The following is a 25,503-nucleotide window of genomic DNA, read 5'->3' as shown; positions in this document are numbered from 1 at the left end:
TCTCAGCGGGTGGTGCCGCGGAAGGCGGCGGGCAGGGCCACGCCCAGCAGGATGATGGCGGCCTGGGTGATGTTCTGGATCGACTGCGCGAAGCCCAGAGAGATCACCAGCTGGTTCAGGTAGGTCAGGAACAGCGCCCCGATCAGCGTTGCGGGCAGGCTGCCCTTGTCGCCGTTCAGCGGATTGCCCCCGACCACCACGGCCGCGACCGTGGTCAGCATGTAGGGCACCCCGCACAGCAGCGTCGGCGTGGTCAGAAAGCCCGAGAGCAGGATCGCCGCGCTGGCAAAGCCGAACCCCGCCAGCGCATAGGTCATCACCTGGTAGCGTGCGACCGGAAAGGCCAGGGCGCGGGCGGTCGCGGGGTTCACCCCCACCGCGATGAACTGCCGCCCCATGCGGGTGCGCGCCAGCACGAAGACCGCCACCGCCAGCATCACGAGGGCCAGCAGCGCGATCTGCGGCACCCCCAGCAGGCGACCGTTCATCAGCCCGACCAGCACCGGATGCGCCGAGACGGGCACCCCGTTCGACAGCCCGTAGGCCAGCCCCAGCATCACCGCGTTCATGCCGATGGTGGTGACCAGCGGCGTGATCCTGAGCGCCCGGATCAGCAGCCCGTTCACCAGCCCGGCAAGGGTGCCAAAGGCCAGCGTCGCCAGCACTGCCAGCCCCAGGCGGCCACTGCCGCCACCCGCCGCCAGCTGCGTCACCAGCACCGCCGAAGCCGACATGATGCCGGCGACCGACAGGTCGAAGCCGCGCTGCTGGATCACCAGGTGCTGGCCGACCGACGCCACGCAGAGCACCGCCGCGAAGGGCAGCATCGTCAGCAGCACCGCCGGCGCGACCGAGCGCGGCTCAAGCAGCGCGCCGATCAGCAGCAGCGCGGCAAGCCCGGCCAGCGCGCGCCCCAGCGGGCGGCGAAAGAAGGCCCGCAGCCACTGTCCGCTGTCCGCCGCATCGGCGGTTCCGGAACCCGACAGGGCCCTTGTCGTCTGGTTTGTCATGTTGTCCTCCCTGGGGTGCGCCCCGTCCTCCCGGGGTGCGAACGGGCCCCTGTCGGACCCGGCATGATCTGCAAGGCTAGCCCTGAGGTTGTGGCCCCGCTTGTCTGGCGCCGTCATTCCCTTGACTGGCGCGGACAGCCCTCCGGACCATACGCAAACGTATTTCCCGCTCTGCGAGATTGGCCGCCGCGATCAAGCGACTGTCGGCGTCAGTCAAGCGCCCCGCCCCCGACCCGCACTAGCGTCAGGAGGCAGCCGCATCCCGGCCTTCCCAAAAGCGGAGAGCCGAAACGCTCTGGAGGAGCCGCGAAGCGCCGGGGGCTGCCAATGCAACGGGAGGAACCACCATGACATCCATTCGCCGGACGGGCCTTGCGCTCGGCTGTGCCACCGCCGCCCTTCTGGCGCTCGGACCGGTCCAGGGCCGCGCCCTCGACCTCGCGCCCGACAAGGTCGGCACCGAGGCCGAGTTCCAGGACATCAAGCAGTTCTGCGGCACCAAGCCGATCCGCGTCGCCCTGTCGGACGGCTGGGGCGGCAACACCTGGCGCAAGACCGCCCGAGCCGAGTTCGAGGACGAGGCCGCCAAGTGCCCCAACATCACCCAGGTCGCCTATACCGATGCCGGCGGCAACCCCGAGCAGCAGATCCAGGACATCCAGTCGCTGACCGCGCAGGGCTACGACGTGATCCTGGTGTCCTTCGACTTCGTGCAGTCGAACCTGCGGGCGATGCAGGCGGCGCGCCGGGCCGGGGCTTCTGTCGTGCTGTACAACACCGGCACCACGCTGCCCGCGAAGCTGGGGGTGAATTACGATTCCCGCGTCACCCTGGACCTTGAGGCCGAGGGCAAGCTTTGGGGCGAATGGGCCGTGAAGTACCTGCACGGCAAGGGCAACGTCCTGCCCTTTGGCGGCACGCCCGGCGCCCAGCCGACGCTCAGCTACCGGGAGGGCTGGCAGCCGGTCTTCGATGCGAACCCCGATATCAAGGTGCTTCAGGACCCGGTGGTGACCAACTGGGATCCGGCGCAATATACCTCGGCCACCTCGGCGCTGCTGGGCAAGTACGACCATATCGACCTTCTGCTGTCGGATTACATCACCGGCGTCATGGGGGCGGTGCGCGCCTTCCAGAATGCCGGGCGCCCTCTGGTCGCCGTCACCGGTGTTGATGCCAACGAGGTGCACTGCTTTTACGAGGACGTGAAGGACAAGGAGCCCGGCTTCCAGTTCCTGACCCTCAGCGGCGGCACCTGGCAGACCCGTCTGGCGCTGCGCAAGGGCCTCGCCCATCACAACGGCATCGACGACACCGAACCCAGCATCATCGAACCGACGGTGATTGCCGACAGCCTGTCCGACGATCCCGAACTGGCGCCGCATTGCGACCGCGATCTGCCGATGGATGCCTCTTTCGGCTCCTCCTACCTCAGCCGTGAGGCCTTCAAGGCGATGCTGGGCCAGTAGGCCCCGCAGTCGGTCCCTTCGGGGGCCGGATGCCCGGGCGCCCCGCCCCCTCGGGGCTGCCCGGGCCCCATCCCGAAGGAGGATTTCATGAGCGACGCAAGATACGACTACATCGTGATCGGATCGGGGGCGGCGGGCAGCGTCGTCGCGGCCCGCCTGGCCGAGGATCCCGGCACCCGCGTGCTGGTGCTGGAGGAAGGCCCCGACGACCGCAGCCTGTTCATCAAGGCCAATGGCGGCTTCTTCCGCACCCATGGCACCGAGCGCACCTTCCTGTTCCACACCGAACCCGAACCCGGCTGCCACGACCGCGAACTGGTGGTGATGCAGGGGCGGACCCTGGGCGGGGGCACCTCGGTCAATGCGATGTGCTATTCGCGCGGCCAGCACGCGGATTACGACGACTGGGCTGCAATGGGCTGCACGGGCTGGAGCTACGAGGAGGTGCTGCCCTATTTCCGCCGCTCGGAAAGCAATGCCAGGCTGTCGGGGCGCTATCACGGCGCCAGCGGGCCGATGCGGGTTTCCGACGGGGTGCATCGCCATGTCCTGACCGAAGCCTTCGTGCGCGCCGCCCAGGAAACCACCCTGCCGGGGCGCAACCAGCTGATCCCGTTCAACCATGATTTCAACGGCGCCATCCAGGAGGGTGCGGGCTACTACCAGACCATGAGCTATCGCGGAGAGCGTTCCAGCACCGCGCGCAGCTTCCTGGCGCGGGGCGGAGAGAACCTTGTGGTGCGCCCCTCGTCCCGGGTGAACCGCATCCTGCTGGAGGGGCGGCGGGCGGTCGGCGTGGCGCTGCACCGGCCCGATGGCTCCGAAGAGGTGGTGCGGGCGGCGCGCGAAGTGATCCTGAGCGCCGGCACGCTGATGACCCCGAAACTGCTGATGCTTTCCGGGATCGGCCCGGTGGATCAGCTGAAGCGCCACGGCATCGAGGTCCGCGTGGCGTCCGAGAACGTCGGGCGCGGCTACCAGGATCACTCCATGGTGCCCTACGACATGACACTGAAGCAGCCGGTCAGCCTCTACGGGCAGGACCGTGGCTTCAACCGCATCCGCAACGGGCTGGAATGGCTGCTGTTCCGGCACGGGCCGCTGGCCTCCAACGTGGTCGAGGCGGGGGGCTATTTCGACTTCGACGGCGATGGCCGCCCCGAGATCCAGCTGAACGCGCTGGCGGTCTCTTCGGCAGGCTGGGGCGATCCGATCCCCGAGGATCACCGCTTTTCGCTCGCGCCGCTGTGCCTGACCTGCCATTCGCGCGGAGAAATCACCCTGCGCAGCGCCGATCCCGCCGACATGCCGGTGGTGCGTACCAACTTCCTGCACGAGACCGACCTGACCGCGCTGGTCAACGGGATCGAGCTGTCGCGGCAGATCTGCGCCGCGCCGTCGCTGCAAGCCTATGTGGACAGCGAAAGCCTGCCCGGCCCGGCGGTGGGTGCGGATCGTGCGGCAATCGCCGATTACGTGCTCGATCACGTCAAGATCGGCCTGCATCCGACCTCCAGCTGCGCCATGGGGTCGGGGGCGGATACGGTGGTCGATCCGGAACTGCGGGTGCGCGGCACCGAGGGGCTGCGCATCGTCGATGGCTCTGTCGCGCCGATCATCCCGCGCGGCAACACCACCGCCCCGATCATCATGATCGCCGAGAAGGCGGCGGACCTGATCCGCGGCCGCTCCCTGCAAGGCGAGGCCCCCGCGCCGCGCTTCGAAACCGCCTGACGGACAAGACCGGAGGATCCCATGAGCACCTATTTCGACACCCTGAAGATCGGCGACCTGGAGCTGCCCAACCGCATCGTCATGCCGGCGCTGACCCGCGCGCGCGCCAGCCGCGAGGGCGTACCCCAGCCGATCATGCGCGAGTACTACCGCGCCCGTGCCTCGGCCGGACTGATCATCAGCGAGGGCACCTATGTCAACGCCGAAACCTGCGCCTTCGAATACGCTCCGGGCATTTACACCGATGCCCAGGTCGAGGCCTGGAAGCCGATCACCGAGGCCGTGCATGACGAGGGCGGGCGGATCTTCTGCCAGCTCTGGCATTGCGGGCGGGCCGGGGCGGCGGCGCTGCTGGGCGGGCAGGCGCCGCTGTCGCCCAGCGGGGTGAACGATGATCCGGGCATGGTGGATGTCTATGCCGGGCTGGCGAACGGCAGCTATGCCAAGATCATGGCGACCCCCTCGCGTGCCATGACCCTGGACGACATCCACCGCACCATCGCCGATTTCGGCCGCGCCGCCGCCCGGGCGAAGGCTGCCGGCTTCGACGGGGTCGAGATCCACGCCGCCAACGGCTACCTGCCGCACCAGTTCCTCTCGGGCGTGCTGAACACCCGCGAGGATGCCTATGGCGGCTCGCTGGAAAACCGCGCCCGCTTCCTCACCGAAAGCTTCGCCGCCATCGCCGAAAGCTTTGCGCCGGGCCGCATCGGCATCCGCGTATCGCCCTATGCGGCCTACAACAACACCCGCGAAGCCGACCCCCACGCCACCTACAGCGATCTGGCGCAGCGGATGCAGGGGCTGGGTGCGGGCTACATGCACTTTGCCGACATGAACGGCTGGTTCGGCAACCCGGCGCGCGACCGGATCCTGGCGGCGCTGCGCCCGCATTTCGCCGGGCCGATCATCGGCAATGGCGGCCTGACCCCGGAACAGGGCAGCGACCTGCTGGCCACCGGACAGGTGCAGGCCGTGGCCTTCGGGCGCGGCTTCCTGGCCAATCCCGATCTTGTCACCCGCATCGCCAAGCGCGCCCCGCTTGCCGATCCGCGCCCCGAGGGCTGGTACGCCGCCGGCGCGCTTGGCTACACCGATTACCCCGCGCTGGCCGAGACCCAGCCCGCCTGAGGCGGCCCGCGCAGCAGACCATCCAAGGAGGAGTATCCCATGACCACGCAGACCATGGCCGACCGTGCCCTGATGACCGAGGCCGTTGCCCGCTATGCCTGGGGCTATGACATGAACGATTTCGACATGCTGGGCAGCGTCTTCACCGAGGACGCCACCAGCGGCGGCGTCGTCACCGGCACCGACATCAAGTGGGGCCCGATGCAGGGGCGCGACCAGATCGTCTCGATCCTGAAGTCGATCCGCGACGCCCAGACCGATCAGCGGCGACACAATACGATGAATGTCATCGTGCGGGCGCAGGACGACAGCAGCGCGAGCCTCGTGTGCAACGTCGCCCTGTCCTCCAGCGAGGGCGGCCAGACCAAGCTGCTGACCGCCGGCTATTACGAGGTCGACCTGACCAAGCAGGGCGACGCCTGGCTGATCACGCGCCTTGACGGCGTGCTGGACAGCCCGTTCTGAACTTCGAGGGAGAGAGCAGAGATGAAGGATTTCGAAGACAAGGTCGCGCTGGTCACCGGCGGCGCATCGGGCATCGGGGCCGCCACCGCCAAGCTTCTGGCGCGGCGCGGGGCCAGGGTGGTGCTGGCAGACATGAACGCCGAGAAGCTTTCCGTCGTGAAGGCCGAGATCGAGGCCGAGGGCGGGATGGCCACCATCGCGGTCTGCAACGTCACCAGGGACGAGGACATTGCCGCCGCAGTCACCACCGCGGTCGAGACCTACGGCAAGCTTGATTACGGGGTGAACAACGCCGGGATCACCGGCCCGATCGGCCCGCTGGTGGACTATGACCTGGAGGCGGCGCGCAGCATCGTCAACATCGACCTGATGGCGGTGATCTCCTGCATGAAGGAAGAGCTGAAGGTGATGGTACCAGCCGGTTGCGGCGCCATCGTCAACACCTCCTCGATCTGGGGGCTGACGGCGGGGGCGAACTTCGTCGCCTATACCGCCGCCAAGCACGGCGTCTCGGGGGCCACCAAGGCCGCCGCCCTCGAGGTGGCAGAGCAGGGCATCCGCATCAACGCCATCGCGCCGGGCTTCACCTACACGCCGATGATCTCGGACCAGGGGCTGTCGATCCAGAAGGACAGCGAGGCCTACAAGGCCGGCGCCGCCAACCACCCGATGAACCGCTGGGGAGAGCCCGAGGACATGGCCCAGGGCATTGCCTGGCTGCTCTCGGATGCGGCCTCTTTCACCACCGGCACCATCCTGTCCATCGACGGCGGCTTCGTCGCCCGGTGACAGGACGCCCCGGGGGGCCATCCCCGGGGCCTGTCCGGCCCCTGCTCCCGGGCCGGACAGCCTTTCGCAACATGCCAACAGGCGCCGCCGGATCGCTCCGGGGCGCCTCTTGGCATTGCGGTGGATGGCTCAATGCAGCGGCGCGACCTCGGGGCAGCGCCCCTCGCCCAGGGTCGCGCTTGGCGTCTGGCCGTAGCGCGCCTTGAAGGCCCGGCTGAAATGCGAGAAATCGTTGAAGCCGCATTTCATCGCCACCTCGGAAACGCTGTGGCGCCCGTTGCCGGTACGCAGCATGGTGCGCGCGGCCTCCAGGCGCTGCCCCCACATCCATTTCGCCGGCGTGATGCCCCGCTGGGCAAAGGCCCGGCTGAGCGTGCGCGCCGAGACCCCGATCGCCGAGGGCACGCAGGCCACGTCGAAATCGGGATCGAACAGGCGCTCCCGGATCATCGCCTGGGCCTGTTCGACGATGCGCCCGTAGCGCCCGTCGCCCTCGCTGATGCCGTTGAAGCATTCGTCGAAGGCCAGTGCCACCAGGTCGATCAGCGTCGAGGACAGCATGAGCGGAGCGCTGTCATTGCTGTCCACCGTCTCCATCGTGGCGCGCAGCATGGTGGAGGCAAGCCGCGCATAGCGCCCCGCCGCCGCCACCCGCATCGCCGAGACCGCCTCGGCGCGGGGCAGGCGCAGGTCCAGCTCGGCGCGCGGCACCTTGAGATGCAGCGCCTCGTAATCCTCGCAGCTGAGGTCATAGGGGCGGGCGGTGTCGATCAGGCAGAGATCGCCGGCCCCCAGGCGGGTGGTGCGCCCGGCCTGGGAAAACGCCTGCTGCCCCTTCAGCGGCAGCGCCAGCAGGTAATCGTCGGTCTGGCTGGTGCGGATATTGTCCGGGGTACGCCGGTAAAGTGCATCGCTGGAACGCACCCGGGTCAGGCTGGTGCGCCCGATCTGCTTGATGTCGAGACGCGCCGCGAAGGGGCGGTCGGTGGGAAAATCGGCCGTCACCGGCGCATAGGTCCGGCAGACCACGTCGCTCCAGTAGGCCAGGATGTCCTTGGACGGTATTCTTTGCGTGCTGAGACTTTGCACTGTTTCCTCCCTCAGTTCCGTGCCGGCCCGTGTGGTCCGGCGAAAAGAGCCGCAGGGGATCCTCCTCATCCCCTGCGACTCTCTGTCATCTTATGCCATTTTTGCGACCTGTAATGCCTCTTCGAGGATCGCCTGGGCGCCGACGTGATTGGCCAGCGTCAGGATCAGCCGGGCATTCAGGGCCTGGCTCTCTTCCTCGCTGCGCTCCTCGTGGACCGCCAGAAGGCAGGCGTAGAATTCATCGGGCTGCTCGAGGTTGGGGGTGGTGATCAGACCGCTCATGGCTCAGGCCTCCTTGCCGCAGGCCCGGCGCAGGGCGGCGCGCAGGGCGGTGTCGTCGTAATGGTCCCAGCGGGCCACGACATGCTGGTCGGGGCGCACCAGATAGACGCCCGAGGGCGCATCGCCGAGGTAGCGCGCGGCCAGCGCGCCGCTCGGGTCATCGCTGGCGGACAGCGCGAGGCGGGTGACGGTGACGCCCGCCTCGAGGATCGCGTCGGGGGCCTCGGCATCGATGGTCAGCAGGCTGAAGCCGCCCCCGCCCATCCGGCACAGCAGGAAGCCGTTGCCAAGCGGCGCATCGGGGCAGGCGCTGCCGGGACGGGTGCGCGCCGGGGCGCCGGGCAGCGCGTCCTCGCCGTTCAGCGACAGCCCGTCATAGGTGCAGGGCACCGAGAGGCGGCCCGAGTTGACGATCGGGCGGGCGAATTCGTAACGCTCGGCCAGATCCAGTACGGCGTTGCGGAACATGTGGCTGATCTTCGACTTCGGGGTGATGAAATCGGTCGAGCGGGTGGAGTTGCGGATGTTCTCATCCGCACCGAAACGGCGTTCCTCGTCGTAGCTGTCCATCAGCGCCTCGGGCGCCTCGCCACGCAGCACCATGCCCAGCTTCCAGCCCAGGTTGTCGACATCCTGCATCCCGGAATTCGCCCCGCGCGCCCCGAAGGGCGACACCTGGTGCGCGCTGTCACCGGCAAACAGCACCCGGCCATGGCGGAACTTCTGCATCCGGCGGCACTGGAAGGTGTAGATCGAGGACCAGACGATCTCGTAATCCACACCCTCGCCCAGCATCGCATCCAGACGGCGGCGGATGTTCTCTTCCTTCATCTCTTCCTTGCGGTCGATGTCCCAGCCGATCTGGAAATCGACCCGCCAGACGTCATCGGGCTGCTTGTGCAGCAGGGTCGAGGCGCCGGACTTGAACCAGGGTTCAAACCAGAACCAGCGTTCCGTCGGGAAGGTGCCGTTGGTCATGCGGATATCGGCGATCAGGAAGCTGTCCCTGAACACCCGCCCCTCGAAATCGAGCCCCATCATGGAGCGCACCGGAGAGGAGGCGCCATCGCTGGCGATCAGCCAGTCGGCCTCAAGCCGGTAGGGGCCCTCCGGGGTCATCACCTCCAGCGCGACGTGATCGTCGAAGGTCTCCACCGCATCGACGCGGTTCTTGCCGCGGATCTGGATCGGCGCGCCCTTGGCCTGTTCCTCGACGATCTGCTCGAACAGGAAGCGTTCGAAATAGGGCTGCTGGAGGTTGATGAAGGCCGGATACTTGTGGCCGTCCTCGGGCAGGAGGTTGAATTCGTAGATCTGGCGGTTGTCGTGGAACACCTTGCCGAGGTTCCAGACCACGCCCTTCTGGACGATCGGGTCGCCGCAGCCGTAGCGGTCGGCGATCTCCAGGCTGCGCTTGGCAAAGCAGATCGCGCGGCTGCCCATGCCGATGCCTTCATGGTCGTCCAGAAGCACGACGGGAATGCCCTGCCGCCCGAGATCCAGCGCCGAGGCCAGACCGATGGGGCCGCCGCCGACGATCACCACGGGATGGCGCACCGGGATCCCGGCCTCCTGATCGGCCGAGCGCATGTAGGGGTAAAGCTTGAAGGCCAGGCTGTATCTGTCCTGAAACACGGATCGGGTCCTCCCATTGGACATGCCGGAAGAGGCCGCTGGCGGGCCGCCCGGCGTCTAGGCCGGAGCGCCGCAGCGCTCCGGGTCACTGTCTGATCATCCTCGCGGCAGGGATCCTCAGCCCTGCAGCGCGGCCCACATCTGCTGGTCGCGCTCGGCGGTCCAGACGCGGGGGGTGTCGATGCCGCGGGCCTCGTCATAGGCGCGGGCGACGTTGAAGGGCAGGCAGTGTTCGTAGATCGCATAGTTGGCGAACTTCGGATCGCATTCCGCGCGCACCGCGTCCCAGGCCTCTTTCAGGGTGCCGCCCCGGGCCACCACGCGCGCCACCGGCTTGTAGGTGCTGGAGACGAAATCGGCGGTGTTGGCGATGGCATCGGCCACCATCTTTTCCCCCACCAGCGCGTCGCCCCGACCGGGCGCGATGGATTTCGGCTGATAGGCGGCGATCTTCGCCAGCGTCTCGGGCCAGTCGCGGAAATGGCCGTCGCCGCAGTAGCAGGCCGAGTGGTATTCCACGATGTCACCGGTGAACATCACCTCCTGGTCGGGCACCCAGATCACCGCATCGCCGGCGGTATGGGCGCGGCCCGGGGTCATGATGTCGACCCGGCGCTTGCCCAGATAGACCGTCATGCGGTCGCTGAAGGTGGTGGTGGGGCGGGTCAGGCCGGGGATTTCCTCATGGCCCTGGAACAGGCGGGGGAAACGGCCGAACTCGCTGTCCCAGTCCTCCTGGCCGCGTTCCTCGACCTGGGCGGCGGCGGTGTCGGACATGATGATCTCACGCGCGCCGTAGGCGCTGGCGCCCAGCACGCGGACGGCGTGATAGTGGGTCAGCACGACATGGCTGATCGGCTTGTCGGTGACCGAGCGCACGCACTCCATCACCTTGCGCGCGAGCCGGGGGGTGGCCTGGGCCTCGACGATCATGACGCTGTCGTCGCCGATGATGACGCCGGTGTTGGGATCGCCCTCGGCGGTGAAGGCATAGAGGTCGTCGCCGACCTCGGTGAAGCTGATCGTCTTTTCGGCCAGGTCGCCCTGGGATGCGAATGCTTTTGCCATGGTGTCAGTCCTTCAAGGTTAGTGCGCCCAGTCGGGCAGGTCGATGGCGGGCAGCACCTTGCCGGTGCAGGCGCCGAAGCCGATGCGGTAGCCGTCCCCCTGCGCCGCGCCGCGCAGGGTCAGCGTGTCGCCGTCTTCCAGGAAGCTGCGGGGGGTGCCGTCGGGCAGGGTCAACGGTTCCTTGCCGCCCCAGCTGAGTTCCAGCAGGGAGCCCCGGCTGTCCTTCGTGGTGCCCGAGATCGTGCCCGAGCCGAGCAGATCGCCCACCCGCATGGAACAGCCCGAGGTGGTGTGATGGCAGAGCTGCTGCGCGGCGGAGTAATACATCTGGTCGTAATTGGTCCGCGCGATCACGGTTTCCGCGCCGCCCTCGGGGGTCAGCGAAACCTCCAGCGCGATATCGTACAGCATCGGGCCGGGTTCGCTGAGGTAGGGCAGCAGGGGACGTTCGCGTTCGGGCGTGGCGGTGCGGAAGGGCTCCAGCGCGGCGCGGGTGACGATCCAGGGGCTGATCGTGGTCGCGGTGGCCTTGGCCTGGAAGGGGCCGAGCGGCTGGTATTCCCAGGCCTGCACATCGCGCGCCGACCAGTCGTTCAGCAGCACGTAGCCGAAAATCATCTGATCCGCCTCTGCGACCGACACCATGCCCGAGGAAGGCTGGCCGACGATCGCGCCCATCTCGAGCTCAAGATCGAAGCGGGCGCAGGGGGCGAAACGGGGCAGATCGTCGTTCGGGCCCTTCAACTGCCCCCAGGGGCGCACCACGTCGGTCCCCGAGACGACGACGGAAGAGGCGCGCCCGTTGTAGCCGATGGGGATCGACAACCAGTTCGGCGGCAGCGCGTTTTCGGGGCCGCGGAACATCGTGCCGACATTCATCGCATGGTTCTTCGAGGCGTAGAAATCGGTGTATTCGGTGACGGTGAAGGGCAGATGCAGGGTGGCCTCGGCCTGGGGCACCAGCAGGTCCGCCAGCGCCTCGGCCTCGGGGGCGCCTTCGGCCAGAAGGGCGCCCAGGCGGTCGCGCAGCGCTTCCCAGGTGGCCGGCCCGGCGGCCATCACCGCGTTCCAGCTGCCCGCCTGCAGCAGCGGACCGCCCGGCAGGGTCAAAAGCCCGAGGGTTTCGGCGGTGGCGGCATCCAGGATCATGTCGCCGATCGCCACGCCGCAGCGCGGGGCCGCGCCGGCGCTCGAGAAGACGCCGTAGGGCAGGTTGTCGAGGGGGAAATCGGTCCGGGCGCTGTTGGCGCTGGCGACCCAGCTGGTCTTGAAGGGCATGGTTCGGTCTCGGCTGTCTTGGGAAAGGGACAGGCCCCCGGTCCGGCGCCGGAGGGGACTCCGGGCCGGGGGCCTGCGGGCTGGGGCAGGTGGGTGAGAGGGTTACTTGCCCCAGTTGCCTTCGGGCGTGCCGTCGAAATGCTTCGTCAGGCTGTCCCAGCAGTCGATGTAATCGTCCTGAAGCGGCGCCTCCTGCGCCGCGAAGGCGGTCAGATGCTGCGGGAAGCGGGTCTCGAACATGAAGGACATGGTATTGTCGAGCTTGTTGGGCTGAAGATCCGCGAAGGTCGCCTTTTCAAAGGCCTCGTTGTCGGGGCCATGGGGCAGCATCATGTTGTGCAGGCTCATGCCGCCGGGGGCAAAGCCGTTGGGCTTGGCGTCGTATTCGCCGTAGATGTTGCCCATCAGTTCCGACATGACGTTCTTGTGGTACCAGGGCGGACGGAAGGTGTCCTCCATGGTCATCCAGCGCTCGCGGAACAGCACGAAGTCGATGTTCGCGGTCCCTTCCACGCCGGAAGGCGCGGTCAGCACGGTGAAGATCGAGGGATCGGGGTGATCGAACAGGATCGCGCCGATCGGGCAGTAATTGCGCAGATCGTATTTCACCGGCGCGTAGTTGCCGTGCCAGGCCACCACGTCGAGGGGCGAATGGTCGATCCAGGTCTCATGGAACTGGCCCTGCCATTTGATCACCACGCGGCTTTTGGCATCGCGGTCCTCGAAGGCGGCGACGGGGGTCTTGAAGTCGCGCCGGTTCGCCATGCAGTTGGCGCCGATGGGACCCCGGCCGGGCAGGTCGAACTTCTGGCCGTAATTCTCGCAGACGAAACCGCGGGCGGGGCCTTCGACCAGTTCGACCCGGTAGAGCAGGCCGCGCGGGATGATCGCGATCTCCTTGGGCTCCAGCTCGATCACGCCCAGCTCGGTCGCCAGCCGCAGCCGGCCCTCCTGCGGGACGATCAGCAGCTCGCTGTCGGCGGAATAGAAGTATTCGTCCTGCATCGAGGCGGTGACCAGGTAGACATGCGCGGCCATCCCCACCTGGGTATAGACATCGCCCGCCGTGGTCATGGTGCGCATCCCGGTGATCCAGGTCAGCTTGTCCTCGGTATGGGGCACCGGATCCCAGCGGTACTGACCCAGGGAGGCAACCTTGGGATCGACGTTGGGCGCCGATTTCCAGTAGGGCACGTCGATCGGGGCGAAGCGGCCCGTATGCTTGACCGAGGGGCGGATGCGGTAGCACCAGGTGCGTTCGTTCTGGTGGCTGGGGGCGGTGAAGGCGGTGCCCGAAAGCTGCTCTCCGTACAGACCATAGGCGCATTTCTGCGGGCTGTTCATGCCCTGGGGCAGGGCGCCGGGCAGGGCCTCGGTTTCAAAATCATTGCCAAAGCCCGGCATGTAGCCGGTCGTGGTGACGGTGCTGCTGTCGGCACGTTTCAGTTCGGAATGATACACTTTTACCTCCCAGTTCAGTGCGGTTCCGGGCGGGCCATGCGGCCCCGGTCCTGATGGTTCGAGTATTTCATTGCATTTGCAATGATGTCAATCTATTTGTTGCAAATGATATGAGTTTCGCGCAACCTCATGGAATACCGTGAAAAGGGACAGACCTGCATGACCGAGATGAACGGCAAGCCCCTTCCCGAATTCGATCTGGACGGCTATCTGCCCTACCGGCTGGCGGTTCTGGCGACCGATCTGTCGAAGGACCTTGCGGACCAGTACCGCGCGCGTTTCGACATTTCGGTGGCGGAATGGCGGGTGCTGGTGAACGTGGGCTATGCCGGCACCCCCTCGGTGCGCGACATCGAGCGCCGGGTGAGCCTGGAAAAATCCAAGGTCAGCCGGGCCGCCGCTCGGCTGGAGGCCGCCGGATACCTGGCGAAATGCACCGATCAGGCGGACCGCCGGCTGGTCAAGCTGTCGCTGACCCCGAAGGGGCGCGCCCTGCTGACCGAGATCGTGCCCCTGGCCGAAGCCTACCAGCAGCAGATCCGTGACATGCTGGGCCCGCATTACCAGGCCCTCCAGGATGCGCTGACCACCCTCATGGAGAAGAAGAATCTATGATCACGCTCTACGACTACTGGCGCTCTTCGGCGAGCTACCGGGTGCGCATCGCCCTGGGCCTGATGGACGAAGCCTGGAGTGCCGTGCCGGTGGATCTGGTGAAGGGGGAACAGAGCGCGCCCGCGCATCTGGCGCGCAATCCGCAAGGTCTGGTGCCGGTGCTGGATATCGACGGTCTGCGGCTGACCCAGTCGCTGGCGATCCTGGAATATCTGGACGAGACGCGCGACCTCGGGCTGCTGCCCCAGGCCCCGGCCGAGCGCGCCCGGGTGCGCGCCCTGGCCCAGGCCATCGCGATGGAGATCCACCCGGTCTGCAACCTGCGTGTCGCCCGCCATGCCTCGGGCCATTCGGGCGGCGAAATCACCATGGAAAGCTGGATGCTCCGGTTCATGACCCCGGGCCTGCTGGCCTTCGAGGCGATGCTGGAGCCGGGCAGCCGCTTCTGCCATGGCGACCGGCCCGGGCTGGCCGATCTCTGCCTGGTGCCGCAGCTCTACAATGCCGACCGCTGGGGGGTGGACCTGTCGCCGATGCCGCGCATCCGCGCGGTGGCCGAAGCGCTGAACGGGATCGAGGCCGTGCGGGCCGCCCACCCCGACCATTTCCGCAGCGCCCTCGCCTGAGCGTCCCGCGCCGCGGCAGCCCCCCCGCAAGAGCGTCCCCGGGATGGGCGCCGCGGGCCGGACCTGCGGAACGGCCCGGCCTGGCCTCAGCAGGCTGCGGGGCCGCGCAGGATCGGGCAGGCGAAGGGGCAGGAACATCGGGCACGCATCCTTCTGAGAAAACACCCTATCTTGCCCCCGCCCCGGCGTCCGGCAAGCGCCGGTCCGCATATTGGCACTGCCGGTCAAGGAATTGGCGTGGCCAGTCAAATCCGAACGCGGCGACCGACCACCGCCGCGCGGTGACAGTCCGACGCATCGAGCGGCAAATCCATAATGTTGCTACGATGTTTACCACCTTTGGTATATTCAGGGTGGGGACGATCTCTTCGCGTGGACCAATGCCTGGACATTTCCAAATCTTGACCGGTCTGCCACGAGCACGCCGCCTGCGGTACTACGCCATCCGTCTCGGAGGCCTGCTGTGCCTCGCGGTCGGATTGTGCGCGCTCACGCTCAGCCTGGTTCACTGGGCCACCGGGCGGACCGACCTTGCGACCTCGGACTGGCTGCGTCGCTCGATCGCGAACGAACTTGATCAGGTGCAGGCGCAGATCCTGCACGAACAGGCCAGCATCACCCCCTGGGACGATGCCTATGCCGCCGTGGCCCGACCCGAGAATACCGACTGGCTCGACAACAACCTGCTCGAATGGCCGCACGACTATTTCGACTACCAGGAGGTGTTCCTGCTGGCCCCGGGGCCCAGGCTGATCCGCGGCTGGTCGGATGCCGGTGCGGTGCTGGCCCCCCTTTCCGCGGCGCGGCGGGCGCTGCTGGCACCGTTCGCCGCCCGACTGCGCGCGCGCCCCGCCGATGATTTCGCCGCCGGCCTGACCGAAATCGCGCTGCTGGAAGGCGCCCCCGTGGTCATCAGCCTCAGGCCGATCCTGCCCGAGAGCCGCGACGTGCTGCCCTCGGACCGCGACGATGCCGTGCTGCATGTGGCGATCTACAACCTCGCCAGGGACTTCCTGCCGAAGATCGAGGCGTCGCGACCCGGCGTTACCACCAGGATCCTGCCCGCCGGCGCCCCCCATGGCCCCGCTGCGCTGCCCTTGCAGAATGCCAATGGCCAGGCCCTGGCCTATGTCACCTGGAATGCGCCCCGCCCCGGCGACCGGGTCTTCCACGACATCCTGCCGATCCTGCTGGGCTTCATGGCCGCCGGGCTGATCCTGGTCGGCGTCGCCGGCTGGCTGATCCTGCGCGCCCGCCAGCGCGAACGCGCCGACATGGCCCGGATCGAGACCATGGCCAGGCACGATTCCCTGACCGGCCTATGGAACCGCAGCGGCTTTGCCAGCAGCGTCGATGCCCTGCTGCGCGCCGCTCCGGAGCAAGAGGTCGCCATGCTCTACATCGACCTCGACCGGTTCAAGCTGGCCAACGACACCTATGGCCACCATGTCGGGGACGAGCTGCTGCGGCAGGTGTCCCGCAGGCTGACCCAGACCGCGCCGGGGGCCCGGATCGCCCGGCTGGGCGGCGACGAATTCATCATCTTCCTGCCCGATGCCTCCGATCCGCAGGCCGTGGCCCAACAGGGAGAGCAGCTGCTGCGCGCCCTGCAGCCGGCCTTCGAGGTCAAAGGCCACAGCCTGCGTCTGGGGGCCAGCCTGGGCTATGCCTGCGACCGCGCCGCCATTGGCCGCGAAGAGCTGGTGCGCCGCGCCGATGCCGCGCTCTATGCCGCCAAGGCGGGCGGACGCAACCGCGCCGAACCCTACGATCCCCGCCTCGACCGCGAGATCAGCTTTCGCAAGCGGCTGGAACAGGATCTGCGCGCCGCGCTGGAGGCCGGCGGCGAGGGGCTGGAGCTGTATTTCCAGCCGGTCTACGCCACCCGCGACCGCAGCCTCGTTTCGGTCGAGGGGCTGATCCGCTGGACCCATGAGCGGCGCGGTCGCCTGCCGCCCTCTCTCTTCGTGCCACTGGCCGAGGAAAGCGACCTGATCGTCGAGCTGGGACGCTACGTTCTGCGCGAGGGCTGTCGCGCCGCGCGCCGCTGGCCGGGCGTGCGGATCGCGCTGAACGTCTCGGTGCGGGAACTGAACCAGCCCGGCTATGCCGACGGCGTCCGCGCCGTGCTGGCCGAAACCGGGCTGGAGCCGCACCGGCTGGAGCTGGAGATCACCGAGACCCTGCTGGCGGAAAGCCAGGATCCTTCCTTCCAGACCCTGCACGAACTGCGGGCCCTGGGCGTGTCCCTCGCACTGGACGATTTCGGCGTCGGTTTCTCGAATTTCGTGCGCCTGCGGGCGATGAAGGTGGACCGGATCAAGATCGACCGCAGCTTCGTCTCTGGGCTGCTGCTGCGCCCCGAGGACCTGGCGGTGGTGCGCAGCATGATCGAGCTGGCCCGGGCCTTCGGCCTGCAATCGACCGCCGAGGGGGTCGAGACCGAGGACCAGGCCCGGATCCTGACCGAACTGGGCTGCACCGACATGCAGGGCTTCCTGTTCTGCGCGCCGCAACCCGCCGGAGACCCGTTCCCGGCCCAGGCCCCGAACCGGTCGCGGACCTGATCAGCCCGGCGACAGGGTAATGCCTGTCAGTTTCCAGACCGACTCGCGCCCCTGGCAATCGGGCAGCGGACTGCAGCGCAGCGTCACCTCTCCGCGGCGTTGCAGCGCCTCTCCCCTGCGGGTCAGCGCGACCTCTACCGGAACCCGCGCCAGCAGATCCATGCCGGAGGCGCCGATGCGGATCGGGCTGAGCGTCCGGGCGGCGACCGCCTGATAGGGCTGCATGGCCTGGGCGAACCGTTCCGGCCCGTCGCGGTGCATGGCCGTGTCTGCGGCCCAGAACGCGAAGGCGGCCTCGTACCGGCCGGCGCCAAGCGCTTCGTAATAACGCCCGACCGTCGTCACCGGAACCGGCACCGTTGCGGGACCGGGCGCCGGAAGACATCCGGCCGTGAGCAGCATCAGCAGGGCAGGCAGCAGGCGGCGGGGCATCGCGGATCCTCTTTGGTTCCCGGTCAGCCTAGCGGGAAGACCTTACCAGTTCTGCCCCCCGAACATGAAAAACCCCGGGTCCCGCTTCCGGTCCCCGGGACTTTGGGGCAACGGAACGGGATCCGGGGGTCTTGGCTTGAGCCTCGCGGCTCAGGCGGGGCGATCAATGGGGCGATCAGCGGCCCGAAGTGGCCAGCAGCGGCACATCGGGGCGCGGGAAGCTGGTGACATTGATCTGGTCATCGACCGTCAGGCTGCGGCGCATCCGGTCGGCGGTGTTGAGCACCGAGGCATCGGCCAGCGTCGTGGTGCCGGAGGTCAGCGTCACCGTGGCAGAGGCGATGCCTTCGTTTTCCGGCGAGGCGTAGACCGAGGCGGCGGGCACCTGGACACTGCTGTAGGCGGCGTCATCGACATTGGCGAAAGCGGCACCGGCGGTGGTGGCGGCGATCAGGGCGGTAAGGGCGAAAGTTGCGCGTTTCATGTCTGTGTTCCTTCCTGTCTAGAGGTTAACGCCCGGGGCTCAGCGGCCCGAGGTGGCCAGCAGCGGCACATCGGCGCGCGGGAAGCTGGTGACATTGATCTGGTCGCCGACATGCAGGCTGCGGCGCATCCGGTCGGCGGTGTTGAGCACCGAGGCATCGGCCAGCGTCGTGGTGCCGGAGGTCAGCGTCACCGTGGCAGAGGCAATGCCTTCGTTTTCCGGCGAGGCATAGACCGAGGCGGCGGGCACCTGGACATTGCTGTAGGCGGCGTCATCGACATTGGCGAAAGCGGCACCGGCGGTGGTGGCGGCGATCAGGGCGGTAAGGGCAAAAGCTGCGCGTTTCATGTCTGTGTTCCTTCGTTTGCGTTTGGGGCGACGCGGTCGTTTGCGTCTGATGCAGCTGAGATAGACCCGGACGGTTCCGGTGATTAGCCGCTGTTTGTTGATAGGACTTTTTCGCACTGATGCACAATTTGCCAAATTATTAGAGCTCATGTGCAATTTCGCACATTATGGGCATATTCAGCACCTCTGCGAACGGTCCTTTTTCTTTTTTTCAAACAGTTGCCTTAGGTCCGGAGCCGGCCGGGCCAACGCGTCCAAAGCGCGCCGTCCCGACTGGGGCGGACGGATCGGCGCATCGGAGAAGCGGCCCGGCTTGGTCGCCCGGGCCAGGATCTTGCTCTGGGTACGGCTTATACGGATGACGGCCGCAGGGCCTATGCCCCCGACCGCATCCGAACGCAGTGACTGCGACGACATCCATCGCCGAGGTCCCTTCGGGCAGGCGGGCCGGCCTGCGACGGCGCCCTCCGTACCCGGATCGTCCGGGTGTCCGGGCCGATCCTCGTATTAACATAAGCTGAATTATCGAGTCGTTCAAGACGACGAAGAACCCGACCCGCGTCCGGCGGGCCGCGCCTCGGCCCCGGATCAGCGCTGGATCACGCCTTCCGTCGGGCGAATGCCCGAACCGTCGCTGAACCGGTGCAACCGGAACGGCGCCGGATCGACGATCGGAGCGGCGCCGGTGATCAGGTCGGCAGCCAGCCGCCCGGCCCCGGTGCCCAGCCCGAAACCGTGCCCCGAGAACCCGGTCGAGACGTAAAGGCCCGGAATTCCGCCGCGCACCCCCTCCGTCCCGGAGATCACCGGAATGATGTCGGGCAGGACGTCAATGTAGCCGGCCCATTTCTGCGCCACGGTGGCAGTGCGGAACGGTTCATAGGCCTCCCGGATGACCTCGAGCGCGCGGTCGATCTGCGTCTCGTCCGGCACCGGATCCAGGACGCGCGCGCGTTCGAAGGGGCTGACCTCGGTCGCGCTCCAGCGGCGCGGGGTGCGCAGCGCCTCGAAGAAGGCCGGACCCAGGCCCAGGCTGACATTGCGCCATTCGTTGCGCAGCGTCGGCAGGAAGGCCTTCAGCAGGCGGAAGCTGTCGGGCGTCAGCTGGTAGCGGCTGGGCAGCGCCGAGGCGATGGTATAGCCGCCATCGGCGCGCCGTCGCATCGTGAAATCGCGGAACTTCAGCGTCCCCTCGGGCCCGTCCGGCACCGGATCGGTGCGCAGCACGTTGCCCTTGGTGCGCAGCTGCGGCAGCGCGATCCCCAGGTTGCCCAGGAACAGCCGCGACCAGACGCCCCCGGCAACCAGCACGGCCGAACAGGCGATGCGGCCCTTTTCCGTCACCACGCCGGAAACCCGCCCTGCGGCGGTTTCGACCACGCGCACCGCGCAGTCCTGATGCACGCTGCCACCCCGCGCCTGCACCGCCCGAGCCATCGCCGGCACCGCCTTCTGCGGCTCGGCCCGCCCGTCATAGGGGTTGTGCAGCGCCCCGGTTATATCAAGCGAAAGGCCCGGGAACTGGGCCAGCGCCTCTTCGCGGTTCAGCAGCCGGGCCGGGATCTGGTAGGGCTGCAGGTCTTCCAGCGCGGACCGCTCGGCCTCGAAGGCCTGGGCGGTGGCGGTGGTATAGGTGACGCCGCAGCGCACGTAGCCGGTATCGGCGCCGATACGCGCATCCATCGCCTGCCACAGGCGCTGCGCTTCCACCATCAGGGGCAGTTCGCGCCGGTCACGATGGGTCAGACGCACCCAGCCCCAGTTGCGGCTGGATTGCTCTCCGGCAATATGGCCCTTCTCGCACAGGGCCACCTTGAGGCCGCGGTCGGCCAGTTCCAGCGCGGTGGCGACGCCGGCAATGCCGCCGCCGATGATCACCACATCGGCGTGCGCCGGCAATTCGGGGGTGTTGACGACCGGATCCGGCTTCGGTCCAGGCATGGGTCTGCTCCTTGGTTCGGCGCCACGCGGGCGCCCTGGGTCTTGATCCTGAAATCAGGCATGGGGCGGCAGCGGCGCCTTCTGGCGCAGCGCGCGCAGCCTGTCGCGCAGACGGTAGCCGCGCAGGGCGGCCTGCGGCGCGACGCTCATGTAGAGCGGCTGCCGGCTGAGCGGTTCGAGCCGCAGGTCGAGATCCGCCTCGGGCCGGCCAAGCGCCCAGTCCGACAGGATGCCGCCCAGCATCGAACCGGTGGGCACGCCGCGCCCCGACAGCCCGGTCATCGCCACCACGCCCGGCGCCAGCCCGTAGAGGCGCGGCACCGTCAGCCGTTGCATGTCAAGCTCTCCGTACCAGAAGAAATCCCACCGCAGCTCTTCCTTCAGGCCGGGATGCAGCCAGCGCAGCCGGTCCGACAGCACCTGCCGGGTATAGGCCGGATTGCGGCCCCGCGCGCCCATCGGGAACATCGAGGCGACGATGCGGTTCTCGCGGTTGTACTTGTAGACGTAGATGTCGCCGCGCCCGTCCTGGATGGTGGTGCGCCTGGGCAGCACCGCCGCCTGGCTTTCCGCGGACAGCGGCTGGGTCGCGGCCACGAAGACGCGCATGATGCGGAAGGTCTCTTCCAGTTTCGGCCAGCCGGCGACGGTATAGGCCCCGGTGGTGTAGATCACCTTTTCCGCCAGCACGGCCCCGCCGGGCGTGGCGACGCGCCAGGCGCCCTCCGCCCGGGTACAGCCGGTGACGCCCGACCCGGTGAAGACCTGCCCGCCCTCTTCCAGCACCGCGCGCCCCAGCCCGCGCGCATAGGCCAGCGCGTTGACCCCACCGGCTTCCTCGTGCAGCCAGCCGCCGTAGAAACGGGGCGATCCGGTGATCGCCTCCGCCTCGTCGCGGTCCAGCATCCGGGTCCGGGCGCCGACCGCGTTGTAGCTTTCCATGTGGCCGCGCAGGGTCTTCAGATGCGAGGGGAACAGCGCGCCCTGCACATAGCCGTTCTGCTCCCATTCGCAGTCGATGGCATGGCGCTGCACCATCTCCGCAACCTTGTCATTGGCGCGGGTCTGGCGCCGGATCAGCCGCTCGGCCCAGGGGGTGCCCAGCACCTTGCGCAGCTCCGGCAGGCTGAAATGGGTGAAGGTGGGCGTGCAGTGCCCGGCATTGCGCCCCGAGCCGCCGAAACCCAGCTCTGCCCGCTCCAGCACCACCACCGAGACACCCTGCCGCGCCAGCTCAAGCGCCGTGGTCAGGCCGGAATACCCGGCACCGACAATGCAGACATCGGCGCGCAGCTCGCCCTGCAGGGGGCCGGTTGCCGGGGCGGCGGGGGCAGTGGCGTACCAGAGCGTCGCGGTGAAGTCGGAAAACCGTGGCGCCATCTCAGTGCTCCTGCGTGCGGCTGTCGAAGGCATCGCGCAGCCCGTCGCCGATGAAGTTGAACCCGGTCACCGCGATGGTGATCGCAAGGCCCGGCACGATCGCCAGCCAGGGCGCCGATTGCAGGTATTGCTGGGCGCCGTTCAGCATGTTGCCCCAGCTGGGCAGCGGCGGCTGGATGCCGTAGCCGAGGAAGCTGATATAGGCCTCCAGCAGGATGGCGCGGGCCACCGTCAGGGTGGCGGCGACGATGATCGGACCGATGGCGTTGGGCAGCAGTTCCCGGAACATGATCCAGCGGCCCGTCAGGCCCAGCATGTGGGCGGCCTGCACGAAGTCCTGGTTGCGCAGCGATTTCACCTCGGCCTCGACGATGCGGGCCACTTCCATCCAGCTGGTCGAGGCGATGATCAGCGCGATCATCACCGGCCCCGGCTGGATGAAGGCCGCCAGCGCCAGCAGCAGGAAGACCGAGGGGAAGGACAGGAAGGCATCGACGACCCGCATCAGCACGGCGCTGGTCCTGCCGCCGTAATAGCCCGAGACCACCCCGATGACGGAGCCGAAGCAGGTGGCGATGATCATCACCGAAAAGCCCACCGCCATGGAGATCTGCCCGGCATGGAACAGCCGCGCGGCAATGTCGCGGCCCAGCGGATCGGTGCCGAAGATATGCGCCCCGCTGAAGGGCGGCGCGAAACGGGCGCGCAGGTCGATCGACAGTTCGTCATAGGCCAGCAGGTGGGGCCCCAGGAAACAGGCCGTGCTCAGCAGCACGACCATGACCAGGCCCACCAGCGCCAGGCGGTGCCGGACGAAACGGCGCAGCGCGCGGGATTTCAGGAACGGAGGGCGACGGGCGGGTTCGGTGGTCATGGCGGTCATGTCAGCCTCCTTCAGTCCAGCAGGATGCGCGGGTCGATCAGCGCGACGATCAGGTCGGCGGCCAGGTTGCCCAGCAGCACCAGGATGGCCGAGGCCATCAGCAGCCCCATCACCACCGGGTAGTCGGAATAGCCGAGGCTATCGAGGAACAGCCGCCCCATGCCCGGCCAGGTAAAGACGGTCTCCGTCACCAGCGCGCCGCCCAGCACCGTCGGCAGCTGCAGGCCCGCCAGCGTCACCATGGGCACCAGCGAATTGCCGACGATATGCCTGAAGAGGATGCGGCGCCGGGTCAGCCCCTTGGCCCGCGCGGTGCGCACGAAGTCCTGATTGATCACCGTCAGCGTCGAGGTCCGCATGTAGCGGCTCCAGACCGCGACATCGACCAGCGCCAGCACCACCGCCGGCAGGATCAGGTGGCGCAGGTAATCCAGCACCGATCCGTCGCCCACGGTGTACATGTTGCCCGCCGGCAGCCAGCCCAGCTGCAGCGAGAAGGCGTAGATCGCGATCAGGCCGAACCAGAAGGTCGGGATCGACAGGGCCACCATGGCCAGAACCGCCATGGTGTAGTCGAAGGCGGTGCCGCGCCGCAGGGCGCTGGCGATGCCGATGGCGCTGCCCAGGCTGACCGAGATCACGGTGGCCGTGCCCATCAGCAGCAATGTCGCGAACAGGTGGCTGCCGATCACCGCCAGCACCGGCTGGCCGTCGCGGTAGGAGGTGCCCCAGTCGCCCACCACCAGGTGGCGCAGCCAGTCGAAATACTGCACCGGCAGCGGCCGGTCGAGGCCCATCTGCGCGGCGATCTTGGCGATCTGTTCCTGAGTCATCCCCGGGCTCAGCGCGAATTGCGACAGCGGCCCGCCCGGTGCAAGGGTCAGCACCGCGAAGCCGATGAAGGAAACGATGACCAGCAGGATAAGGCTCTGGCCGAGCCGGGAGGTGATATAGCGCAACATGCCGGATGCCCTTTGCGACGTGGGGTGGCAAGGCGGGCCGCCGCCCGGAAACGGCGGCCCCGGGCGCGCGGGTCAGGCCCCGCGGCGCCCAGCGTCGGATCGGATCAGCTGCGCTTCCAGTCGCGCACGTTCCAGGTGTCGATCCGGTTGTTCACGTTCGGCTCCACCCCGCTGACATCCGATTTCCAGCCCTTGATCAGCGCGTACTGGAAGACCGGCAGGAACGGCAGGTCGTCGCGGATGATCTGCTGGATCTCCTGGTAGATCGGCTTGCGCTCTTCGGGCACGAAGCTGGCCGCGCCCTTGACCAGAAGTTCGTCGACCTTGGGGTTCTGGTAGGCGAAGGTGTTCTGCCCCGAACCGCCCCGGATCGGCGACATGGTGGACATGAAGTAGTCCGAGGTGTCGGGATCGGCACCGGCCAGACAGTTCAGCCCGACCACGACAGAGTCGAACTCGGAATTCATCCAGTAGTCGCCCCACATCACGGCCGGCGGGAAGTTCTTGATGGTGACCTTGACGCCGATCTGCTCAAAAGTCTGCTGGAAGAACTGCTGGGCCTGTTCGCGCAGGTGGTTGCCGGCGGTGGTGGAGTTGGTGAAAGCCAGCTTCACGCCGTCCTTTTCGCGGATGCCGTCGGCCCCCTTCTTCCAGCCGGCCTCGTCCAGCAGGGCATTGGCCTTCTCGATGCTGAACTCGTGCTTGGGCAGGTCGGGATTGTAGTAGAAGGACTGCTGCGGCATGTAGGTTTCGGTCGGTTTCGGCACGCCGTAATAGAGCGCGTCGATGATCGAGGCCTTGTCGAGCGCCATGTAGAGCGCCTTGCGCACCGCCGGGTCCTGGAACTGCGGCTTGGTCATGTTCAGGCCGATGGATTCGAAGGTCGCGGCACCGGCCAGCTTGACCACCTTGCCCGGCAGCTTTTCCGCCTCGCCCAGGTGGTCGGGGCTGATGTACTGCAGGCCGATCACGTCGATGTCGCCCGACTTGAACTGGGTGTACATGACGTTCAGATCCGGCACGTACTTGATGATCAGCGTCTTCAGGTAGGGGCCGTCCATGTGGTAGTCGGTATTGGCCTCGAACTCGATGTGATCGCCGGCCATGCGCTGCTTGAACTTGAACGGCCCGGTGCCGATCGGCGCATTGTTGAACGGCGCGGTGTTCTTGTCGGCCACCCCGTCGAAGGCATGTTTCGGGATGATGTAGGTCGAGGCCAGAATCGCCGCCATCGGCGCGAAGGGTTCGCTCATTTCCCAGGTCAGCTCCGTGTCGGAAACGGCGGTGATGTTCTGCATGAACTTGTAGCCGGTCGAACGGAACGAGCGGAAATCGGGGTCCATCGTCAGCTCGAGCGAGAATTTCACGTCCTCGGCGGTGAACGGCGTGCCGTCATGCCAGGTGACGCCCGGCTTCAGCTTGACCTTCCATTGCAGGCCATCGGCCGAGATGCCGCCATTGGCGACCGTCGGGACCTCGGCCACCAGGATCGGGAAGAAATTGCCATCGGGATCGAAATCGAACAGCGGATCGAAGACCGCGTAGTAGACCCCCTCGTCGACCTCGATATGCGGCATCAGGGGGTTGAAGACGGTGGGTTCCTGAGAGAAGGCCAGCGTCAGCTGGCCCGACGGATCGGCATTGGCGGCAAAGGCCTTGTCGCGCCCGATCATCGCCGGCGCCATGACGCCCGCCGCCCCGAGGAGAGAGATCGCCTGACGGCGGTTCATGAAGGTCGCATTCTTCTTCTCTGTCATTGTCGCTTTCCCTGTTGGCATGCGGGTTTTGTCTGCCCCCGGCCCCCGCCCGCTTTCAGGCGCCGGAAGGATGCCGCCCCGAGGGGGGCGGCACCGG

23 protein-coding genes are annotated in these 25,503 nt (G+C 67.5%); 8 read left to right on the top strand and 15 right to left on the bottom strand.

Annotated features, from left to right (window positions below):
• Positions 1-2 precede the first annotated feature (2 nt).
• Positions 3-1,010: an ABC transporter permease gene (locus KM176_RS10660; protein ID WP_160896062.1), complete on the bottom strand. Its 1,008-nt coding sequence runs from the start codon at positions 1,008-1,010 to the stop codon at positions 3-5.
• A 347-nt stretch (positions 1,011-1,357) separates the two neighbouring features.
• Between KM176_RS10660 and KM176_RS10655 the strand changes: the two genes are divergently transcribed.
• The 5 genes from KM176_RS10655 to KM176_RS10635 all read left to right on the top strand — a co-directional run bounded on the left by KM176_RS10655 (position 1,358) and on the right by KM176_RS10635 (position 6,598).
• The gene (locus tag KM176_RS10655; protein ID WP_160896063.1) at positions 1,358-2,479 is read left to right on the top strand and encodes a substrate-binding domain-containing protein; all 1,122 of its coding nucleotides are present in this window, start codon (positions 1,358-1,360) and stop codon (positions 2,477-2,479) included.
• An 87-nt stretch (positions 2,480-2,566) separates the two neighbouring features.
• Positions 2,567-4,213: a GMC family oxidoreductase gene (locus KM176_RS10650; protein ID WP_160896064.1), complete on the top strand. Its 1,647-nt coding sequence runs from the start codon at positions 2,567-2,569 to the stop codon at positions 4,211-4,213.
• A 21-nt stretch (positions 4,214-4,234) separates the two neighbouring features.
• Positions 4,235-5,344, top strand: coding sequence for an alkene reductase (locus KM176_RS10645; protein WP_160896065.1), 1,110 nt, complete (start codon positions 4,235-4,237; stop codon positions 5,342-5,344).
• Positions 5,345-5,383: 39 nt separating this feature from the next.
• Entirely contained in the window at positions 5,384-5,809 is a 426-nt protein-coding gene (locus KM176_RS10640) for a nuclear transport factor 2 family protein (RefSeq protein WP_160896066.1), read from the top strand.
• A gap of 21 nt (positions 5,810-5,830) precedes the next feature.
• Positions 5,831-6,598 carry an SDR family NAD(P)-dependent oxidoreductase gene (locus KM176_RS10635; protein ID WP_160896067.1) on the top strand — a complete coding sequence of 256 codons (768 nt, stop codon included), beginning with the start codon at positions 5,831-5,833 and terminating at the stop codon, positions 6,596-6,598.
• Between the two features lie 129 nt (positions 6,599-6,727).
• Here the strand turns inward: KM176_RS10635 and KM176_RS10630 are convergent, their stop codons facing one another.
• From KM176_RS10630 to hmgA, 6 genes are all read right to left on the bottom strand, one after another.
• On the bottom strand, positions 6,728-7,687 hold the full coding sequence (locus KM176_RS10630) for an AraC-like ligand-binding domain-containing protein (protein ID WP_160896068.1): 960 nt from the start codon (positions 7,685-7,687) through the stop codon (positions 6,728-6,730).
• 90 nt (positions 7,688-7,777) lie between these two features.
• The gene (locus KM176_RS10625) at positions 7,778-7,969 is read right to left on the bottom strand and encodes a DUF2783 domain-containing protein (protein WP_160896069.1); all 192 of its coding nucleotides are present in this window, start codon (positions 7,967-7,969) and stop codon (positions 7,778-7,780) included.
• A 3-nt stretch (positions 7,970-7,972) separates the two neighbouring features.
• On the bottom strand, positions 7,973-9,559 hold the full coding sequence (locus KM176_RS10620) for an FAD-dependent oxidoreductase (protein WP_236045285.1): 1,587 nt from the start codon (positions 9,557-9,559) through the stop codon (positions 7,973-7,975).
• Positions 9,560-9,721: 162 nt separating this feature from the next.
• Entirely contained in the window at positions 9,722-10,672 is a 951-nt protein-coding gene (locus KM176_RS10615; protein ID WP_160896071.1) for an MBL fold metallo-hydrolase, read from the bottom strand.
• 18 nt (positions 10,673-10,690) lie between these two features.
• Complete coding sequence (gene fahA, locus KM176_RS10610; protein WP_160896072.1) at positions 10,691-11,950, bottom strand: fumarylacetoacetase; 1,260 nt, start codon at positions 11,948-11,950, stop codon at positions 10,691-10,693.
• 102 nt (positions 11,951-12,052) lie between these two features.
• The gene (hmgA, locus tag KM176_RS10605) at positions 12,053-13,354 is read right to left on the bottom strand and encodes a homogentisate 1,2-dioxygenase (protein ID WP_236045284.1); all 1,302 of its coding nucleotides are present in this window, start codon (positions 13,352-13,354) and stop codon (positions 12,053-12,055) included.
• A 216-nt stretch (positions 13,355-13,570) separates the two neighbouring features.
• Here hmgA and KM176_RS10600 point away from each other — a divergent pair, with 216 nt between their 5' ends.
• From KM176_RS10600 to KM176_RS10590, 3 genes are all read left to right on the top strand, one after another.
• Positions 13,571-14,026: a MarR family winged helix-turn-helix transcriptional regulator gene (locus tag KM176_RS10600; protein ID WP_236045270.1), complete on the top strand. Its 456-nt coding sequence runs from the start codon at positions 13,571-13,573 to the stop codon at positions 14,024-14,026.
• Positions 14,023-14,652, top strand: a complete 630-nt coding sequence (gene maiA / locus KM176_RS10595) for a maleylacetoacetate isomerase (protein ID WP_160896073.1) — start codon at positions 14,023-14,025, stop codon at positions 14,650-14,652. Before KM176_RS10600 ends, maiA begins: the two co-directional genes overlap by 4 nt.
• 401 nt (positions 14,653-15,053) lie before the next feature.
• Positions 15,054-17,219, top strand: coding sequence for a putative bifunctional diguanylate cyclase/phosphodiesterase (locus tag KM176_RS10590; RefSeq protein ID WP_160896074.1), 2,166 nt, complete (start codon positions 15,054-15,056; stop codon positions 17,217-17,219).
• On the opposite strand, the gene KM176_RS10585 is transcribed toward KM176_RS10590, so the two are convergent.
• The 8 genes from KM176_RS10585 to KM176_RS10550 form a co-directional block, all read right to left on the bottom strand.
• Positions 17,220-17,651, bottom strand: a complete 432-nt coding sequence (locus KM176_RS10585) for a nuclear transport factor 2 family protein (protein ID WP_160896075.1) — start codon at positions 17,649-17,651, stop codon at positions 17,220-17,222.
• 175 nt (positions 17,652-17,826) lie between these two features.
• On the bottom strand, positions 17,827-18,135 hold the full coding sequence (locus tag KM176_RS10580; RefSeq protein WP_160896076.1) for a hypothetical protein: 309 nt from the start codon (positions 18,133-18,135) through the stop codon (positions 17,827-17,829).
• A gap of 39 nt (positions 18,136-18,174) precedes the next feature.
• Positions 18,175-18,483: a hypothetical protein gene (locus tag KM176_RS10575; protein WP_215558778.1), complete on the bottom strand. Its 309-nt coding sequence runs from the start codon at positions 18,481-18,483 to the stop codon at positions 18,175-18,177.
• Between the two features lie 588 nt (positions 18,484-19,071).
• Entirely contained in the window at positions 19,072-20,424 is a 1,353-nt protein-coding gene (locus KM176_RS10570) for an NAD(P)/FAD-dependent oxidoreductase (RefSeq protein WP_160896078.1), read from the bottom strand.
• A 54-nt stretch (positions 20,425-20,478) separates the two neighbouring features.
• Entirely contained in the window at positions 20,479-21,804 is a 1,326-nt protein-coding gene (locus KM176_RS10565; RefSeq protein WP_160896079.1) for an NAD(P)/FAD-dependent oxidoreductase, read from the bottom strand.
• A gap of 1 nt (position 21,805) precedes the next feature.
• Positions 21,806-22,687, bottom strand: a complete 882-nt coding sequence (locus KM176_RS10560) for an ABC transporter permease (RefSeq protein WP_160896080.1) — start codon at positions 22,685-22,687, stop codon at positions 21,806-21,808.
• Between the two features lie 11 nt (positions 22,688-22,698).
• Positions 22,699-23,649 (bottom strand): ABC transporter permease, encoded by a 951-nt coding sequence (locus KM176_RS10555; protein WP_160896081.1) that lies wholly within the window; start codon positions 23,647-23,649, stop codon positions 22,699-22,701.
• 104 nt (positions 23,650-23,753) lie between these two features.
• Complete coding sequence (locus tag KM176_RS10550) at positions 23,754-25,406, bottom strand: peptide ABC transporter substrate-binding protein (protein ID WP_160896082.1); 1,653 nt, start codon at positions 25,404-25,406, stop codon at positions 23,754-23,756.
• Positions 25,407-25,503: the final 97 nt, after the last annotated feature.

The organism is Pseudooceanicola endophyticus (assembly GCF_018760365.1).
GTDB classification, from domain to species: Bacteria; Pseudomonadota; Alphaproteobacteria; order Rhodobacterales; family Rhodobacteraceae; genus Pseudooceanicola; species Pseudooceanicola endophyticus.
The sequence above is the reverse complement of the archived record's forward strand: the minus strand, read 5'-3'. Positions and strand labels throughout refer to the sequence as shown.